This is a genomic window from Chromobacterium sp. Rain0013 (assembly GCF_015291765.1).
Taxonomy (GTDB): domain Bacteria; phylum Pseudomonadota; class Gammaproteobacteria; order Burkholderiales; family Chromobacteriaceae; genus Chromobacterium; species Chromobacterium haemolyticum.
Map to the genome: position 1 here is coordinate 1,030,950 of NZ_CP031514.1, position 15,841 is coordinate 1,046,790.

Sequence of the window (15,841 nt, forward strand, 5' to 3'; positions counted from 1 at the left end):
GCAGACTTTGAACAAGTGCTGAGGAAGAGGCTTCATCTCAGCCGGCGATGCCCAAAGCGTCCAGGCTGTTGCGGCGCAGGGCCTGGCGCAGTTCCGGTTCCGGCAGCCCGCGCAGTTCGGCCAGCAAGGCGCTGAAGGCGGCCAGATGGGCCGGCTCGTTGGGCCGGCCCTGGGCGAACTCGGGGCGGATGTCCGGCGCATCGGTCTCCAGCACCAGGCCCGACAGCGGCAAGGTGGCCGCCAGCCGGCGGATGCGCTGCGAGCCGGAGTAGGTCATCGCGCCGCCGAACCCCAGCTTCATGCCCTGGCGCAGCATCGCTTCCGCCTGTTGCGGGCTGCCGTTGAAAGCGTGGGCGATGCCTAGCTCGACGCGCTGCTCGCGCAGATGTTTGAGCACGCGGTCCACCGAGCGGCGCACATGCAGCACCACGGGCAGCGCGTATTTGCGCGCCAGCTTCAGCTGTTCGACGAACAAGGCTTCCTGCCGCGCCGGGTCCAGTTCCGGCAGATAGAAATCCAGACCGATTTCCCCCACCGCTTCCGGTCGCTGTTCGCGCAGCGCGCGCTCCAGCTCTCCCAGATGCTCGTCCAGATGCCGTTCCAGGTAGATGGGATGCAGGCCGAAGCCTATCCAGCAACCGTGGTCGCGGCGCAGGGCGGCGGCGGCGGCGAAGGTGTCGGCGCGCACCGCGGGCACCAGGATCTGGCCCACGCCGGCGGCGCGCGCGCGTTCCAGCACGGCGGACAGCATCGGGGCCAGCTCCGGCGCGTCCAGATGGCAGTGGGTGTCGATCAGCGCGTCGGACGCGGGCGGGGAGAGAAAACGGTGCATGGCGGAGTCGTCGCTGGTTCAGCCGGCTTCCGGCTGCAATTGCTGCAGCAAGTATAGCCGTTGGTAGATGCCGCCCACGGTCATCAATTCCTCGTGGCTTCCGGTTTCGGCGATCTGGCCGTGGTTGAGCACGATGATGCGGTCGGCGTCGCGTATGGTGGACAGCCGGTGGGCGATGGAGATCAGCGTGATCTGGCCGCGAAGTCGTTCCAGCGCTCTTTGCACCAGCTGCTCGGTTTCGCTGTCGATATGCGAGGTGGCCTCGTCCAGCAGCAGGATGCGCGGCCGGCCCGCCAGCGCGCGGGCGATGGCGATCAACTGCTTCTGTCCGCTGGACAGCCGCGAGCCGCTTTCGCCCATATCGGTGTCGTAGCCCTGTTCCAAGGCCAGGATCAAGTCATGCACCCCGGCGGCGCGCGCGGCGTCCTCGATTTGCTGCTGGGACAGCGGCCGGCCCATGGCGATGTTGTCGCGCGCGCTGGCGGCCAGCAGGAAGGGCTCCTGCGGCACCAGGCCGACGCCGTCGCGGAAGGCCGTGTCGTCGAAAGTGGCCAGCGCTTGGTCGTCTATCAGGATCTCGCCGCTTTGCGGCGCGTAGAAGCGCAGCAGCAGCGACAACAGCGTGGACTTGCCGCTGCCGGTGTGGCCGACGATGCCGATGAAGCCGCCGGCCGGAATCTCCAGCGAAAGATCAAGCAGCACCGGCCGTTCGGGCTGGTAGCCGAAACTCACCTGGCGGAAGCTGACGGCGCCCCGGCCAATGCGGCCCCCGCCTTGGCCGGCCGTTGCGGCCGGCTCCTGCAGCAGCGCGTCCACCCGCGCCGCCGCCACCACCGCTTGCTGCAGCTGGCTGAACTGCATGGTGATCTGGATCAGCGGGTCCACCATGCGGCCGATATAGCTGATGAAGGCGTAGAGCACGCCTATCTGCAGCGCGCCCAGCGGCCGTTGGCTGAAGCTGTAGATCACCCCGGCCAGCAGCAGCACTTTCAGCAAGTCCAGCGCCGGCCGCAGCAGCCAGGCGTTGGCGCTCAGTTCCGCGATCCGCGCCCGGTAGTAATTGTGGTTGGCCTGATCGAAACGCTCGGCGAAGCGGCCGGTGGCGTTGGAGGCTTGCAGCACGCTCATGCCGGAGATGGATTCCGCCATCTGAGCGTTGATGTCGCTGCGCAGCGCGCGGGCTCGCGTCACCGACGGCGCGCTCCAGCGCTGATACAGCCAGACGATGGCCAGCATCGCCGGGAGGAGCATCGCCGCCAGCAGCATCAGCTGCCAATCCAGCCAGGCCATCGCCGCCATCACGCCGATCACGACGATGCTGCTGTCCAGCATCACGAACAGCACCTGCACGTACAACGCCTTCACCGACTCGGTGTCGTTGGTGACGCGGCTGACCAGTTGGCCGGTGATCGCTTTGTCGAAAAAAGCCATCGGCAGCCGGATCACATGGCGGTAAACCTGCTCGCGCAGTCTTTGCACCGAGCGCATCGCCACGCCGGACAGGCGCACCAGCTGCAGATAGCGCAGGCTGGAGGCGGCGTAGCCGGCCATCAGACAGGCGAGCAGCAGCAGGCCCATTTCCAGCCACTGCGGCGCGCGCGGCAGAAGGTAGCGGTCGATGAATACCTTGCCCAGCAGCGGCGACAGCGCTTCCATCAGCGCGGCGGCGATCAGCCACAGCGTGCCCCACAGCACATGGCGGTTTTCCGGAGCGGCGGATTGGCGCAGCAGGGCCACCGCCCGGCGCCGATTGATCGCGGATTGATCAGATTTCATCCAGGCTGGCCTCCAGTTGTTGGTAGCGCCACTGGCTGGCGTACCAGCCGTTCAGTTGCAGCAGCGCCTCGTGGCTGCCGGCTTCGGCGATGCCGCCGTGCTGCAGCACGATGATGTGGTCGGCGTCGGCCACCGCCGATAGCCGGTGGCTGGCGATGATCACGCTGCGGCCGCGGCGCGCTTCGCGCAGATGGTGCAGGATCTGGGTTTCAGTCTGGGTGTCCACCGCGGACAAGGCGTCGTCCAGCAGCAGCAGCGGCGCGTCGGCCAGCAGCGCGCGGGCGATGGCCAGGCGCTGGCGCTGGCCGCCGGATAAGGCCACGCCTTTTTCGCCCACCGGGGTGGCGTAGCCCTGAGCCAGACGCAGGATATCGTCGTGAACCGCCGCCAGCCGCGCTACGCGTTCGATGTCGCGCTCGGAGGCGTCCGGGCGCGTCAGCGCGATATTGTCGGCCACCGAGGCGGAGAACAGGAAGGACTCCTGCGGCACCCAGCTAATCGCCGCGCGCAAGGCGTCCATCTTGTATTCCTCCAGCGGCACGCCGTTCCAACTGATGCTGCCGGCCGGCAGCGGATATTGGCGCAGCAGCAGGCGCAGCAGCGTGGATTTTCCGCTGCCGGTAGGGCCGACGATGCCCAGGGTCTGGCCACGGCTCAGGCACAATTCGATCGCGCGCAGCGCCGGCGTCGCCTGTCCCGGGTAAGTGAAGTCGAGATTGTGCCAGCGCAGTTCGCCAGCCGGCTCCGTCGTGTTGGAGCCGCTGTCGTCCACGGACTCGGGCGCGCTCAGCACGGGCTCCAGCCGGTTCCAGCCGGCGCGGCCGCGCTCCAGCAGCGACAACACCCAGCCGGCGGCGAACATCGGCCAGATCAACTGGCCCAGATACATGCTGAAGCTGGTCAGCGCGCCTATGGTCAGTTGTTGTTGCCAGACCAGATAGCCGCCCACGCCTAGCGTGGCCGCCGCCGCGGTGCTCAGGGTCAGCCCCACCACCGGTTCGAACGCCGCCTCCCAACGTTGCGCCTCCAGGCTGTTGTCGGCCGCGGAAGCGGCCAGGCCGGCCAGTTCGCGGCTGTTGCGTTCTTCCAGGCCCAGGGTGCGCAGCGTGCGCACCCCGCTCAGCGTCTCTTGAACGTGGTCGTTGAGCCTGCTGAAGCTTTGCAGCGAGCCGGCCCAAGCCTGGTGCACGCGGCGGGTGATGCGCCAGAAGGCGAAGGCCATGAGCGGGAAGGGCAGCAGCGCGGCGGCGGCCAGCCGCCAGTCTATGCCCAAGGTCATCATCGCCAGCACCATTACCAAGGTCAGGCTGCCGTCGAAGCCCGCCAGCATGGCTTCCCCGGCAGCCATTTCCACCGCGTCGATGTCGTTGGTGGCGCGCGCCATCAGGTCGCCGGTGCGTTGGTGATGGTAGAAGCCCGGTCCCTGGCGGCTTAGCCGCTGATACAGCCGGGTGCGCAACTCCACGCCCAACTGGTAGGCGGCGGCGAACAATTGCAGTCGCCAGCCGGCGCGCAGCAAATAGATCACCACGCCGAACAGCAGCAGCCAGCCCAACTCGCGCAGCAGCTGCGAGCCGCCAAGCTCGCCCTTGGCCAGCAGGTCGACGATTTGGCCGATCTGGCGCGGAATCAGCACGGTGAGCACCGCCACGGCGGCCAGCATCAACGCCGCGCGCAGGTAGTAGGGCCAATGGCGGAGGACGAAGCCGCGCAGCAGCGCGGGCAGGCTGGCGCCGGGGGCGAGATCGGACGGGCGTGACATGGCGGAGGCGGGCTATCCGGATTGGGTATCGAGTCGAACATTCTATGCCGAATCCGATAGCGGTGTCAGAACCTGTTCAAAGTCTGACGCGCTGCGGCGGTACGGTATTGCAAAGGGTTTCGAAATGCTCATATACCACGGGTACATTCCGCTTTCCCGGCTGTTTTCGCCTTGTTCCGCTCATAAGCGGAATCCTTTGAACAGGCTCAGGCCGGGCGGACCCGGCCTGGCGATTGCACCACTGGGCTTAATTCGTTTGCGCCGCGGGCGTCAGCCGCGGCCTGCGCACTTTGTGATAGAGGACGACCAGCAACAGCAGGAAGGGCAGGCCGAAGACCAGGGTCAGCCGGAAGACCTCGGTAAAGACGGTGGTGACCATGATCGCCAGCATCAGCACCAGCCCGGTCAGCGTGCTGTAGGGAAACAGGCGCATCTTGAATGGCAGATCCAGCCCGCCGGCCTGATCGTGATGACGGCGGAAGCGAAGATGCGTGTAGAAGATCATCAGCCAGGTGAACATGGCGCCGAACATCGACAAGGAAATCATCAGCGTGAACGCCTGTTGCGGAAATAGCACGTACAGCACTGCCGCCAGCGCGATGCCGCTGGTGGACAGCAGAAGCGCGTTGACCGGAATGCCGCGCGGGTTCAGTTTGCCCAGCCCTACAGGGGCGTCGCCGGCGCGCGACAGGCTGAACATCATGCGGGTGGTGATGTAGAGCTGGCTGTTCATCGCCGACAGAGCGGCCACCACCACCACGAAGTTGAGGATGCCGGCTGCGTAGGGGATATTAAGCACCTGCATCACGGTGACGAAGGGGCTGTTGCCGGAGCCGATGCGGCCCCAGGGCACGATGGCGATGATCAGGCTCAGCGACAGCAGGTAGAACACCACGAGCCGCGCGATCGTGGCGCGGAAAGCCTGGCGCACCGCCTGCTCCGGATTTTCGGCCTCGCCAGCGGCCACCGCGATCATTTCCACGCTCAGATAGCTGAAGATGGAAATGACCACCGCCACCCACATCCCCCAGACACCGTTGGGGAAAAAGCCGCCGTCGGCGCTGAAGTTGTGCGCGCCGTAAGCAGGGTTGCCGCTGCCCCACACCACGTAGCAGCCCATCAGGATGAAGGCGAGGATGGCGAAGATCTTGATGGAGGAGAACCAGTACTCCACGGTGCCGAAGGCCTTGACGCTGGCGGCGTTGACGCCGATCAGCGCGCTGGAGAACAGCAGAATCCAGATCCAGGGCGGGGTGTCTGGAAACCAGTAGCGCATGTATTCGGCCACGGCGGTGATTTCGGTCCCCACCGCCAGCACCACGCAGGCCCAGTAGCTGTAGCGCACCAGGAAACCAGCCAAGGGGCTGACGTAGTGCTCGGCGTAGGCGCCGAAGGAGCCGGAGGTGGCGTGCGCCACCGTCATCTCCGCCAGACAGCCCATCAGCAACAAGGTAATCAGGCCTCCGATGGCGTAGCTGAGCACCACGCTGGGTCCGGCGAAGCCGATGGCGAACTTGCTGCCGAGGAACAAGCCGGTGCCGATGGCGCCGCCGATGGCGATCATGCTCATCTGTCCGGCGGTGAGCCGGCGTTGCAAGCCTTGTTCTCTGTCTTTGATGTCCTGGAAGCTGCTCATGATGTTTCTCCTCTGTAGATGGCGCTATTTGCGGGATCTAACGTCCCTTGCGCTGTTGAGCCGCCGGCCGCGTGAGATCGCGGGCGGCGGCTCTAGGGAGGCGCGACGGTTTGGGACGTCGCGCCGTGCCGGGTTCAGGTTACCTCGCCGCGGCGATGAAACTCCGGGCGGTCCCAACTGCCGCTGTCCAGGATCTCGCGCAGAATTTCCACCGCGTCCCAGATGTCGGCATGGCTCAGGTAAAGCGGGGTGACGCCGAAGCGCAGCACTTCCGGCTCGCGGTAGTCGCCAATGACGCCGTTGGCGATCAGCGCCTGCATCACCGCGAAGCCCTGCGGGTGGCGGAAGCTGACGTGGCTGCCGCGGCGCGCGTGCTCGCGAGGGGTGATCAGGGTCAGCGGATGCCCGCCGCAACGTTGTTCCACCAACTCGATGAACAGATCGGTCAGGGCCAGGGACTTGGCGCGCAGCTGCTGGCTGTCCACCTCTCGCGCCACGTCCAGGCCGCACTCCAGCAACGCCAGCGACACGATGGGCTGGGTGCCGCACAGGAAGCGGCGGATGCCCTGGGCCGGCGCGTAGTCGGCAGCCATCTCGAAGGGTTTGGCATGGCCCCACCAGCCGGACAAGGGTTGCCAGAAAGCGTTTTGATGGCGCGGGGCCACCCAGATGAAGGCCGGCGAGCCCGGGCCGCCGTTCAGGTATTTGTAAGTGCAGCCCACGGCGAAGTCGGCGTCCGCGCCCTTCAGGTCAACTTGCAAGGCGCCGGCCGCGTGGGCCAGGTCCCAGATCGCCAGCGCGCCGCGTTGATGAGCGCTGCGGGTCACCGCGGCCATATCGTAGAGATAGCCGGTGCGGTAATTGACGTGGGACAGCAGCAGCACCGCCACCTTGTCGTCCAGCGCCTGTTCCAGCGGCAGCGCCTCGTCGATCAGGCGCAGTTCATAGCCCTGCTGCAGGAATTCGATCATGCCCTGGATCATGTAGAGATCGGTGGGGAAGTTGTCGCGCTCGGACAGGATCACCTTGCGTTCCGGGTGGGCTTGCCGCTGGATGCGCAAGGCCGCCGCCAGCGCCTTGAACAGGTTGAGCGAGGTGGTGTCTGTGATCACGGTTTCGCCGGGGCCGGCGCCCAGTAGCGGCGCCAGTTTGTCGCCCAAGCGCGTCGGCATTTCGAACCAGCCGGCGGTGTTCCAGCTGCGAATCAGATCATGACCCCATTCGCGGGTGATCACCTGCTGGCTGCGCTCCAGCGCGCCCTTGGGGAGCACGCCCAGCGAGTTGCCGTCCAGATAGATGGTGTTGGCCGGAAGGTCGAACCGTTGGCGGAAGCCGGCCAGCGGGTCTTGCTGATCGGCGATGAGACAAGCTTCGCGAGTGTGTTTCATGGCGGGTCCTACACGAGAGGGGTGGAAACGGACAAGGGTCGCAGCACGGCGCGCACCGGGCTGGCGTCCAGGTTCATCAACTTCAGCGGCAGCGCGATCAGCTCGTAATCGCCCTCCGGCGAGTGGTCCAACAGCAATTGTTCCAGGATGGCCATGTGTTGACGCGCGGTGGCGTGATGGGCGTCCATGGTTTTGCTGTCCATCGGGTCCAGCGAGGCGGTATCGACGCCGATCAGGCGCACGCCCTGGCCGCCCAGCCAATCTATGGCGGCGGCCTCCACGCCGGGGAAGTCCGCGTCCCAGGACTCCAGCGGGTAGCGCGCATAGCTGCGGATCAACAGGCGCGGCGGCAGCGGCCCGGTTTGGATGGCGAGCCGGGATTGGATCTGCTCCAGCCGAATCAGAGGGCCGGGAGACAGGCAGTGAATCACCCTGCAGGGCCCCAAGTAGGCGTCCAACGCGACTTGGCCGATGCCTTGGCCGGCGGCCAGGAAGTGGGCCGGCGCATCGGCGTGCGCGCCGCTGTGCGGAGACAGGGTCAGTCGCGCCACGTTGACCGGACAGTGGGCGTCCAGCTGCCAGGCCGGGCTGGCGTCGAAAGCGGTGTCGCCGGGCCAGACCGGCAGGCCGGCGCGCAGCGGGGGGCTGATGTCAAGCAACATGGAGCGGCTCCAGAGAGGCGAAAAGCTTGGAATCATGCTATCACCAAGGCTTCCGCCAGAAATTGCAAGTTGCTCTTGCTGATGGCATGCTTTTCGCAGGAACTGCAGCGAAACGGATAGATAACGATGGGAAATTGCAAATGCAGCTTGATGCGATAGATTGCCGGATTCTTTCCGCATTGCAGCACAACGCTAGGCTCAGCAATCAGGACCTGGCCGATCAGGTGGCCCTGTCTCCGTCCGCCTGCCTGCGGCGAGTGCGCACGCTGGAAAGCCAGGGCCTGATACGCGGTTATCACGCGCAGTTGGACCCGGCCCTGCTCGGCTACGAGCTGGAGGCCATCGTGCACGTGACCTTGGACCGGGCGCGCGAGGATTGGCACGAAGATTTCATGAACCGCATCCAGCAGTTCGAGGAAATCGCCGCCGCTTACATCGTCGCCGGTCCCAGCAACTATGTACTGCACGTCCGTTGTCGCAATCTGGCGGCCTTTAGCGGTTTCATTGTGGAGCGGCTGAACCGCATTCCCGGCATGCGCGATATCTGTTCCTACATCGTGATGCGCACGCTCAAGGATCGGCGCTGGGAGGTGCCGTTGGACGGCAAGTAGCGGCGGAGGTCATTCCGCGGCGAGTATGGGTGTCGCGTGGGGTGGAGTGTGAATAATCACGTTGTTAATGATAATCATTAGCATTAACTTCGGCGCTCCTATCCCAAGTACCCCACCCATATCATGAAATACCGGAGTCTTTCCGCCTGCCTATTGCTGTCGGCGGCTTACCCGCAAACCCTGCTGGCCGCCGAGCCCGCGCCGCAACTGGAAACCGTTCACGTCAGCGCCGAGCGCAAACGCGCGCTTTTGCATGGCGAGGAGCTGGATGCGGCGCAATTGCGCCGCGCGCGCGGCACGGGCAACGCCGACATCTTTTCCGCCCTGCCCAGCGTGCAGGTCAACAATATCCGCAACGAAGCCGGCGCCATCGACCTGGGCATCCGCGGCCTGCAGGGCGAAGGGCGGGTGCCGGTATTGATAGACGGCAGCCTGCAATCCACCCATACCGCCCGCGGCTACCAGGGCACCAGCGACCGTACCTATATCGATTCGGACTTGATCAGCAAGGTCAGCGTGGAGGAGGGGGCCAGCAACGGCGCCTTTTCCAGCGGCGCGATTGGCGGCCTGGTGCAGATACGTACCCTGGGCGTTGAGGATGTACTGCGTCCGGGCAAGGATTTCGGCGTACTGTTGAAAGGCAGCCTGTACAACAATAACAAGATGCCCGCAGTGCCGGGAGACGAGCGCGACCAAGTGTATTACCAATTGAACAACGGCCTCAGCCCGCGAGTGTTCAACAACGGTTCGGCCACGCTGGCGTTGGCTTATCGGCAGCCTGGCCTCGACGCTCTGCTGGCTTACAGCAAGCGGCGCACCGGCAATTACTTCGCCGGTGTCCATGGCTATGAGGGCTACCCGGAAGCGGTGGTGTCGCGCGGTCAGGAAGTGGTGAACACCAGTTACGAGAGCGACTCTCTGTTGGCCAAGCTGGGCTTCGCGCTGGACGACGCGCAGCGCTTGAAGTTGATCTTCCGCCGCCACCGTCAGCAAGCCGGCGAACTGCTGGCCGCTTACTGGTACAAGAATTCCAACGACAAGAATTTCCAAGAGCTGCCGCCAGGCGTGGAGTCGATGCCGCAATGGGCGCTGGGCAGCGCCGTCGTGCATGCCTATAGCGCCAACTACAGCTATACGCCCAGCGACAACAAGCTGATCGACCTGAACTTGGGCCTGTGGGCCACCGAGGCGGATCTGGATCAGCACAACGGCCTATGGGCCGGCCGCCCCGGCGCCTCCTACGGCGATCAGTACATGCATGCCTACAACAACAAGCGTCACGGTTTCAATGTGCTCAACCGATCGGAACTGGATGTCCTGCCCTTGAGCTTGAGCTACGGCCTGGCCTTCCAGCAGGAGCGCACCCAGCCCACCAGCCGCTACACCGAGCAGCCGAGGACGCTGGAAGCGTCGCGCAACGGGGTGCGCAATGAGCGCAGCCTGTTCGCCAACGCCGTCCTGTCCTATCGCTGGGCCAGCTTCTCTCTGGGCACGAATCTGCATGGTTCGACCACACGCGACTATTCGACCAATCTGGAAGCGGATTACGCGCCCAAGCTGGACCTGACTGGCCAGGTGGATGTTCATCTGGCCAAGTGGCTGGATGTTTACGCCAAAGGCGGCCGCGCCTACCGCACCCCCAGCCTGTACGAAACAACCACCTCGTCCGAGGTCTTCAGCTACAACCCTTACAACCCCTTGCGGCCGGAGCGTTCGCTGAACCTGGAACTGGGCCTTAAGGCGAGTTTCCAGAACGTGTTCCGCGATCAGGAGCGCATCGGCTTCAAGGCCGCCTATTTCGACAACAAGGTAGCGGACTATATTTCCAGCGCCTGGCTGGACAGGACGCCGGGCATGCCGTCGTGGCAGGGCAATCTGACCTTCCTCAACTACGACAAGGTGGAGTTGCGCGGCTATGAATTCGGCTTGGACTACCATAGCCCGTCCTTCTTCGTGGAAGCCGCCGCCACTCACTACCTGGAGCCGGAAGTGTGTTCGGTGAACCAGGCGACCCGGCGCGACGCCGCGGTGTGCAATCCGAACGGCTTCGCCTGGAGTCTGATCCCGACCCGCATCCCGCCCAAGAGCGTATACGTGATTTCCGCCGGCAAGCATTTGTTGAACGGCGATCTGACCGTGGGCGGACGCTGGCGCTACCATTCGGGCAAGACCAATCCGGCGGACTGGCTCAAGGGCACTGGCGCGCAACCGGTGTTGGAACTGGGGTCCGAACGCTTGGTGGACCTGTTCATCGAGTACCGCCTGAACAAGCAAGTCAACGTGAATTTCAATGTGGATAACCTGACCAACCGCTATGCGGTGGATCCCGGCTCCGTGATCAGCATGCCGATCCCGGGGCGGACCATACGGATGGGGATGGAGGCGCGCTTCTGAGAGCCTGCTCAAAGCCTGCTGCGCTTCGTGGAGGGTTGCACGGTGAGTACAAGCTCAAAATGCTCATGTACCACGTACACACCGCTTTTTCGCTCGTTTTCGTCTAGTCTCGCTCTTGCTCGCGTGGCTTTGAACAGGCTCAGGGAAACCGGCCGCGCGTTTTTTGCCGTGGCCGGCGGGAATCTGCGCGCCGGCCGGCGGTCTGTAGACTTTATGAGCCGTATGGACGCGGCCGCTCGATTCAGGGGGATAAGCATGAGCATCAAAGTGAAGCTGGCGCTGGGCGCGGCGGTGTTGGCCTTGGGGGCGTGGTTCTACGCGACGCCGTATCTGACGGTGCGCGGGATGCAGCAGGCGCTGGACGCGCGCGACGCGGCCAAGTTGTCCGGTTATGTGGACTACCCCGCCTTGCGCAATAGTCTGAAAGAGGCGGTTGCGCCCAAGTCGGTGCTGGAGTTGAACCAGTCCAAGGACAAGAATCCTTTGGCGGCGATGGGCGCGGCCATTGCCGACGCGGTGATCGCCCCGGTGGTGGACGCCATGGTGACGCCGGAAAGCCTGGCCTTGATGATGCGGGGGATCAAGCCCAAGCCGGGTCTGCCGCAAGGCGGCGCCGATGAGCCGGCGACCGGCGGCGGCGCATCGGAAGATCGGCGCGCCGGCGTGGACACGGCCATGGGCTATGAAGACATTGACCGCTTCGTGGTGACGGTGAAACAGAAGGAGAAACCCGAACAGTCCTTGGGCTTGATTTTCAAGCGCGATGGCTGGTTCGGCTGGAAATTGTCGGCGGTGCGGCTGCCCGAATAAGAAGCTGCTGACGATCCGCCACATGTTGGCTTGTGGTGTTGAAACCCGCATTGGAAATGCTCATGCGCGATCGGCGCATTCCGCTTGCTCAGCGGGTTTCGTCTTGTCTCGTCTCAGTCCGCGCTAAGTAGAGAAGACAACAAAAAACCCGCATAGCTTGCGCTGTGCGGGGTTTTTGGGGTTTCGGCTTGCCAAATCGCTGGTGCCCAGAGTCGGACTCGAACCGACACACCTTGCGGCGGGGGATTTTGAATCCCCTGCGTCTACCAATTTCGCCATCCGGGCGTCTTCGGCATTCCGAGAACACGAATGATAGCGATAGCAAATCGCTTTGTAAATCCTTTTTTCCCAGGCGCTGGGCGACGGCTCAATCCTGCTTCAGTTTGAGCGCAAGGTCATAGAGCTGTTTGCGGTTGCCGTCGCAGATCTGCGCGGCCAGGGAGGCGGCCTGTTTGGTGGGCAATTCCGCCGCCAGCAGCTTGAGCACGCGCACGGTTTCTTCCGGCACGGCGTCATCGGTTTCGTCGCGCGCCGGGGCTGCGTCCAGGATCAATACAATCTCGCCGCGCTGCTGGTTGGAATCGGACTCCACCCACTCCAACATTTCCTGGGCGGGGAGATTGCGGAAGGTCTCGAAGGTTTTGGTCAGCTCGCGCGCCAGCAGTACGCGGCGTTCCGCACCCAGCTCCGCCACGATGTCTCGCAGGGCGTCGACGATGCGGTGAGGCGCTTCATAGCACACGGTCAGATGCGGCGCGGACTGCCATTGGCGCAGCGTTTTGCGGCGCTCGCCGCTCTTGGGTGGCAAGAAACCGTGAAACAGGAAGGACGGCGCGGTCAACCCGCTGGCGGACAAGGCGGCGATCACCGCGCTGGAGCCGGGCACCGGCCGCACCGGCAAGCCGGCGGCGCGCACCGCTTCCGCCAGCCGCGCGCCGGGATCCGACACCGCCGGCGTGCCGGCATCCGACACCTGCACCACGATTTGGTCTTCGGACAGCCAGCGCACCACTTGTTCGGCCATGCCCCGCTCATTGTGCTCGCGCAGGCTGACCAGGCGTTTAGCGTGGATGCCGTAGGCGGACAGCAGTTGTCCGGTGACGCGCGTGTCCTCGGCGCAGACCACGTCGGCGGCGCTGAAAGCCGCCAAGGCGCGGGCGCTGATGTCCGCCAGATTTCCAATGGGCGTGGCCACCACATATAATGTGCCGCGACAGAAACTTTCCCTGGCTGATTCAAGCAGATGAGCGAACGAAGTATGCAAAGACTGACTCCGCTGTTGGTTGGCGTCTTGATGACTTGGTTGACGCCGACAATGGCGCAAACCCCGGACTATATCATCCAAAGCAACACCGCGCCGCTCAAGTTGCTGGGCCAGCCGGCGCCGAAGCCGCTTGTTCCGAAGGTCGCGCCGCGCGATGCCAGCGCGACGGCGACGAAACCGCAGCCGGCCAACGGCCGCCTGCGCGTCGGCCTGCTGCTGCCCACCGGCTCAGCCACTTTGGGCGAAGCCGCCGCGGTGGTGCGCAGCGGAGTGGAGGCGGCGGCGAGCGTGGATCAGAACGCCGAGCTGGTGCCCATAGACGCGTCCGAGGACACCGCGGTGGCCAGCTACCGTCAGGCGCTGGCTGGCGGGGTCAATGTGGTGATAGGCCCGCTGTCGCGCGGCGCCATCGCCGCGGTGGCGCCGCTGGTGTCGGTGCCTACGCTGGCCTTGAACTCGATAGGTCGTGAAGTGCCGGCCAACCCCAAACTGTTCTCCTTGTCGCTGATCGTCGAAGGCGAGGCGCGCCAAGTAGCGCGTCTGATGTATGCGGACGGCAGGGCCAACCCCTTGCTGTTGTTCGGCGCGGACAACCTGTCCCAGCGGTTGCGCCAGGCTTTCATCGACGAGTGGAGAGCTTTGAGCCGCGGCAAGTCGCCCATGACCTTGGAAGCCAAGCAGGACAGTCTGCCGGCGATACTGCAGGCGGCGGCCGGCGCGGACGCGGTGTTCATGGCGCTGGACGCCCAGGAGGCCGGCATCGTCAAGGCCGCGCTGGCGCCGGAACTGCCGGTGTACGGCACCTCACAGCTCAACGGCCGCGGCAGCGTGGCGGCGTTGGCCGGAGTGAGGGTGATAGACATGCCCTGGTTCCTGATGCCGGAGCACCCGGCGGTGAAACGCTATCCGCGGCCGGCGACGGCGTTGACGATGCAGACTGAGCGTTTGTATGCCCTGGGCGTGGACGCCTGGCGGCTGGCGGTGCTGCTGGCGGGCGCCAGGCAGCCGGCGGGGCTGAGGCTGGACGGCGTCACCGGCGACCTGAGGCTGGGGCGCGACCGTCTGTTCGAGCGCCAGTTGCCGATGGCGGTGCTAAGCGTGGAGCAACCGTAGTGAATCTTCAGGGCCGGCTTGCCGAGGATAGGGCGCTGGCCTGGCTGCTGAAACGGGGCCTGACGCTGGTGGAGCGCAACTGGTCCTGTCGCGGCGGCGAAATCGATCTGATCATGCGCGATGGGCGCTACTGGGTGTTCATCGAAGTGCGTCATCGCGCCAGCGCGGCCTTTGGCGGCGCGGCCGCCAGCATAGGCGCGGCCAAGCAAAGGAAACTCATGCTGGCCGCCGAGGTCTATCTGTCCCAAAAGGGAATAGACGCGCCATGCCGTTTTGACGCGGTGTTGACCGTGGGCGAGGCGGAGCCGCAATGGCTGCAGAATATTTTCATGTAGTGCTATGGGCCGATAGGCCCTAAAAGATAAGGATGTCCCATGGATTTGATTGACCGCGTCAGCGGGCATTTCCTGGAAAGCATCGCCGTCAAGCAAGAGGCGATGGAGTTGTTGTCGCCGGCGATAGCCGCGGCGGCGGAACAGATGGTGGCTTGCCTGATGAACGAAGGCAAGATTCTGGCCTGCGGCAATGGCGGTTCGGCGGCGGACGCGCAAAACTTCGCCGCGGAAATGGTGGGGCGCTTCGAGAAGGAGCGGCCGGGATTGGCGGCGATTTCGCTGGCCACGGACAGTTCCGCCTTGACCGCTATCGGCAACGATTACGATTTCGACATGGTGTTTTCCAAGCAAGTGCGCGCGCTGGGACATACCAATGATTTGCTGCTGGCGATTTCGGCGTCCGGCAATTCCGCCAATGTGATCGAGGCCATCTACGCGGCGCACGAGCGCGGCATGAGCGTGATCGCCTTGACCGGCATGGATGGCGGCAAGGTGGCCGAGATCCTGTCGCCGGAAGACATTCAGTTGATTGTGCCGGCGTTGCGCCGTTGCCGGATTCAGGAAGTGCACACCCTGGTGGTCCACGCCTTGTGCGACACCATTGATTACATGCTGTTGGGAGGTGAATGATGAAGCGTCGCGTATTCGCGGTATTGCTGGCTGCTGGTTTCAGCAGCGCCTTGAGCGGTTGTTTCGGTGTTGTGGCGGCGGGCGCCGCCGGCGGCGCGCTGGTGGCCACCGACCGTCGCACTAGCGGCGCCTATGTGGACGATCAGGGCATCGAACTGAAAGCCGCCGACCAGATCGGCAAACTGTTGCCGTCCGCCCACGTCAACACCACCAGCTTCAACCGCGCGGTGTTGCTGACCGGCGAAGTGCCCAGCGAGCAGGCGCGCCAGCAAGCGGAACTGACCGCGCGCGGCATCCCCAATGTGCGCCGTGTGTTCAACTACACGGTAGTGGCGCCGTCGTCCGGCTTTTCCGAGCGCAGCAGCGATACCTGGGTGACCAGCAAGGCGCGCACCCGGCTGCTGGACGGCAAAGGCTACAACCCCAACAACGTCAAGGTAGTGACCGAGCGCGGCGTGGTCTACATGCTGGGCATGGTGACCCAGGCCGAAGGCGCGGCGGCGGCGAAGGTGGTCAGCGAGACTTCCGGTGTGCAAAAAGTGGTGACCCTGTTCGAATACATCAACGACATCGCGCAGTGACGCGGATGTCCCGCGACGACCAGCCCGGCTTAGGCCGGGCTTTTTCA

14 protein-coding genes and 1 tRNA gene are annotated in these 15,841 nt (G+C 64.6%); 7 read left to right on the top strand and 8 right to left on the bottom strand.

Features of this window, described 5'->3' with window-relative positions; genetic code table 11:
• Positions 1-37 precede the first annotated feature (37 nt).
• The 6 genes from DXT74_RS04885 to kynB all read right to left on the bottom strand — a co-directional run bounded on the left by DXT74_RS04885 (position 38) and on the right by kynB (position 8,056).
• Positions 38-832, bottom strand: coding sequence for a TatD family hydrolase (locus tag DXT74_RS04885; protein ID WP_194427428.1), 795 nt, complete (start codon positions 830-832; stop codon positions 38-40).
• Between the two features lie 18 nt (positions 833-850).
• Entirely contained in the window at positions 851-2,608 is a 1,758-nt protein-coding gene (locus tag DXT74_RS04890; RefSeq protein WP_194427429.1) for an ABC transporter ATP-binding protein, read from the bottom strand.
• Positions 2,598-4,370 carry an ABC transporter transmembrane domain-containing protein gene (locus DXT74_RS04895; protein ID WP_114152413.1) on the bottom strand — a complete coding sequence of 591 codons (1,773 nt, stop codon included), beginning with the start codon at positions 4,368-4,370 and terminating at the stop codon, positions 2,598-2,600. The genes DXT74_RS04890 and DXT74_RS04895 overlap by 11 nt, the downstream gene beginning before the upstream one ends.
• A gap of 247 nt (positions 4,371-4,617) precedes the next feature.
• On the bottom strand, positions 4,618-6,006 hold the full coding sequence (locus DXT74_RS04900; protein ID WP_043640636.1) for an amino acid permease: 1,389 nt from the start codon (positions 6,004-6,006) through the stop codon (positions 4,618-4,620).
• Positions 6,007-6,140: 134 nt separating this feature from the next.
• Entirely contained in the window at positions 6,141-7,394 is a 1,254-nt protein-coding gene (gene kynU, locus DXT74_RS04905) for a kynureninase (protein WP_194427430.1), read from the bottom strand.
• An 8-nt stretch (positions 7,395-7,402) separates the two neighbouring features.
• Complete coding sequence (kynB, locus tag DXT74_RS04910; RefSeq protein ID WP_194427431.1) at positions 7,403-8,056, bottom strand: arylformamidase; 654 nt, start codon at positions 8,054-8,056, stop codon at positions 7,403-7,405.
• 140 nt (positions 8,057-8,196) lie between these two features.
• On the opposite strand from kynB, the gene DXT74_RS04915 reads away from it, so the two are divergent.
• The 3 genes from DXT74_RS04915 (at position 8,197) to DXT74_RS04925 (ending at position 11,871) form a co-directional block, all read left to right on the top strand.
• Positions 8,197-8,667 carry an Lrp/AsnC family transcriptional regulator gene (locus DXT74_RS04915; protein WP_043640627.1) on the top strand — a complete coding sequence of 157 codons (471 nt, stop codon included), beginning with the start codon at positions 8,197-8,199 and terminating at the stop codon, positions 8,665-8,667.
• 123 nt (positions 8,668-8,790) lie between these two features.
• On the top strand, positions 8,791-11,061 hold the full coding sequence (locus tag DXT74_RS04920; protein ID WP_194427432.1) for a TonB-dependent receptor domain-containing protein: 2,271 nt from the start codon (positions 8,791-8,793) through the stop codon (positions 11,059-11,061).
• A gap of 255 nt (positions 11,062-11,316) precedes the next feature.
• On the top strand, positions 11,317-11,871 hold the full coding sequence (locus tag DXT74_RS04925) for a DUF2939 domain-containing protein (RefSeq protein WP_052370769.1): 555 nt from the start codon (positions 11,317-11,319) through the stop codon (positions 11,869-11,871).
• A 200-nt stretch (positions 11,872-12,071) separates the two neighbouring features.
• Here DXT74_RS04925 and DXT74_RS04930 read toward each other — a convergent pair.
• Together DXT74_RS04930 and rsmI are read right to left on the bottom strand one after the other, a co-directional pair.
• Positions 12,072-12,156 (bottom strand) — tRNA-Leu (locus DXT74_RS04930).
• 82 nt (positions 12,157-12,238) lie between these two features.
• Complete coding sequence (gene rsmI, locus DXT74_RS04935) at positions 12,239-13,135, bottom strand: 16S rRNA (cytidine(1402)-2'-O)-methyltransferase (RefSeq protein WP_194427433.1); 897 nt, start codon at positions 13,133-13,135, stop codon at positions 12,239-12,241.
• Here rsmI and DXT74_RS04940 point away from each other — a divergent pair.
• From DXT74_RS04940 to DXT74_RS04955, 4 genes are read left to right on the top strand one after another with little or no spacing between them, the layout of a single operon-like run.
• Complete coding sequence (locus DXT74_RS04940; protein WP_194427434.1) at positions 13,130-14,248, top strand: penicillin-binding protein activator; 1,119 nt, start codon at positions 13,130-13,132, stop codon at positions 14,246-14,248. The two genes, rsmI and DXT74_RS04940, sit on opposite strands and share 6 nt — an antisense overlap.
• Positions 14,248-14,583, top strand: a complete 336-nt coding sequence (locus tag DXT74_RS04945; protein WP_114152420.1) for a YraN family protein — start codon at positions 14,248-14,250, stop codon at positions 14,581-14,583. Before DXT74_RS04940 ends, DXT74_RS04945 begins: the two co-directional genes overlap by 1 nt.
• A gap of 39 nt (positions 14,584-14,622) precedes the next feature.
• Entirely contained in the window at positions 14,623-15,213 is a 591-nt protein-coding gene (locus DXT74_RS04950; protein WP_043640614.1) for a phosphoheptose isomerase, read from the top strand.
• Positions 15,210-15,794 (top strand): BON domain-containing protein, encoded by a 585-nt coding sequence (locus DXT74_RS04955; protein WP_231138275.1) that lies wholly within the window; start codon positions 15,210-15,212, stop codon positions 15,792-15,794. The genes DXT74_RS04950 and DXT74_RS04955 overlap by 4 nt, the downstream gene beginning before the upstream one ends.
• Positions 15,795-15,841 lie beyond the last annotated feature (47 nt).

Excerpts from the sequence above, each read along its gene's own strand:
- DXT74_RS04885 (WP_194427428.1), bottom strand. The coding sequence starts at position 832 with ATGCACCGTTTTCTCTCCCCGCCCGCGTCCGACGCGCTGATCGACACC.
- DXT74_RS04890 (WP_194427429.1), bottom strand. The coding sequence starts at position 2,608 with ATGAAATCTGATCAATCCGCGATCAATCGGCGCCGGGCGGTGGCCCTG.
- DXT74_RS04895 (WP_114152413.1), bottom strand. The coding sequence starts at position 4,370 with ATGTCACGCCCGTCCGATCTCGCCCCCGGCGCCAGCCTGCCCGCGCTG.
- DXT74_RS04900 (WP_043640636.1), bottom strand. The coding sequence starts at position 6,006 with ATGAGCAGCTTCCAGGACATCAAAGACAGAGAACAAGGCTTGCAACGC.
- kynU (WP_194427430.1), bottom strand. The coding sequence starts at position 7,394 with ATGAAACACACTCGCGAAGCTTGTCTCATCGCCGATCAGCAAGACCCG.
- kynB (WP_194427431.1), bottom strand. The coding sequence starts at position 8,056 with ATGTTGCTTGACATCAGCCCCCCGCTGCGCGCCGGCCTGCCGGTCTGG.
- DXT74_RS04915 (WP_043640627.1), top strand. The coding sequence starts at position 8,197 with ATGCAGCTTGATGCGATAGATTGCCGGATTCTTTCCGCATTGCAGCAC.
- DXT74_RS04920 (WP_194427432.1), top strand. The coding sequence starts at position 8,791 with ATGAAATACCGGAGTCTTTCCGCCTGCCTATTGCTGTCGGCGGCTTAC.
- DXT74_RS04925 (WP_052370769.1), top strand. The coding sequence starts at position 11,317 with ATGAGCATCAAAGTGAAGCTGGCGCTGGGCGCGGCGGTGTTGGCCTTG.
- DXT74_RS04940 (WP_194427434.1), top strand. The coding sequence starts at position 13,130 with ATGCAAAGACTGACTCCGCTGTTGGTTGGCGTCTTGATGACTTGGTTG.
- DXT74_RS04950 (WP_043640614.1), top strand. The coding sequence starts at position 14,623 with ATGGATTTGATTGACCGCGTCAGCGGGCATTTCCTGGAAAGCATCGCC.
- DXT74_RS04955 (WP_231138275.1), top strand. The coding sequence starts at position 15,210 with ATGATGAAGCGTCGCGTATTCGCGGTATTGCTGGCTGCTGGTTTCAGC.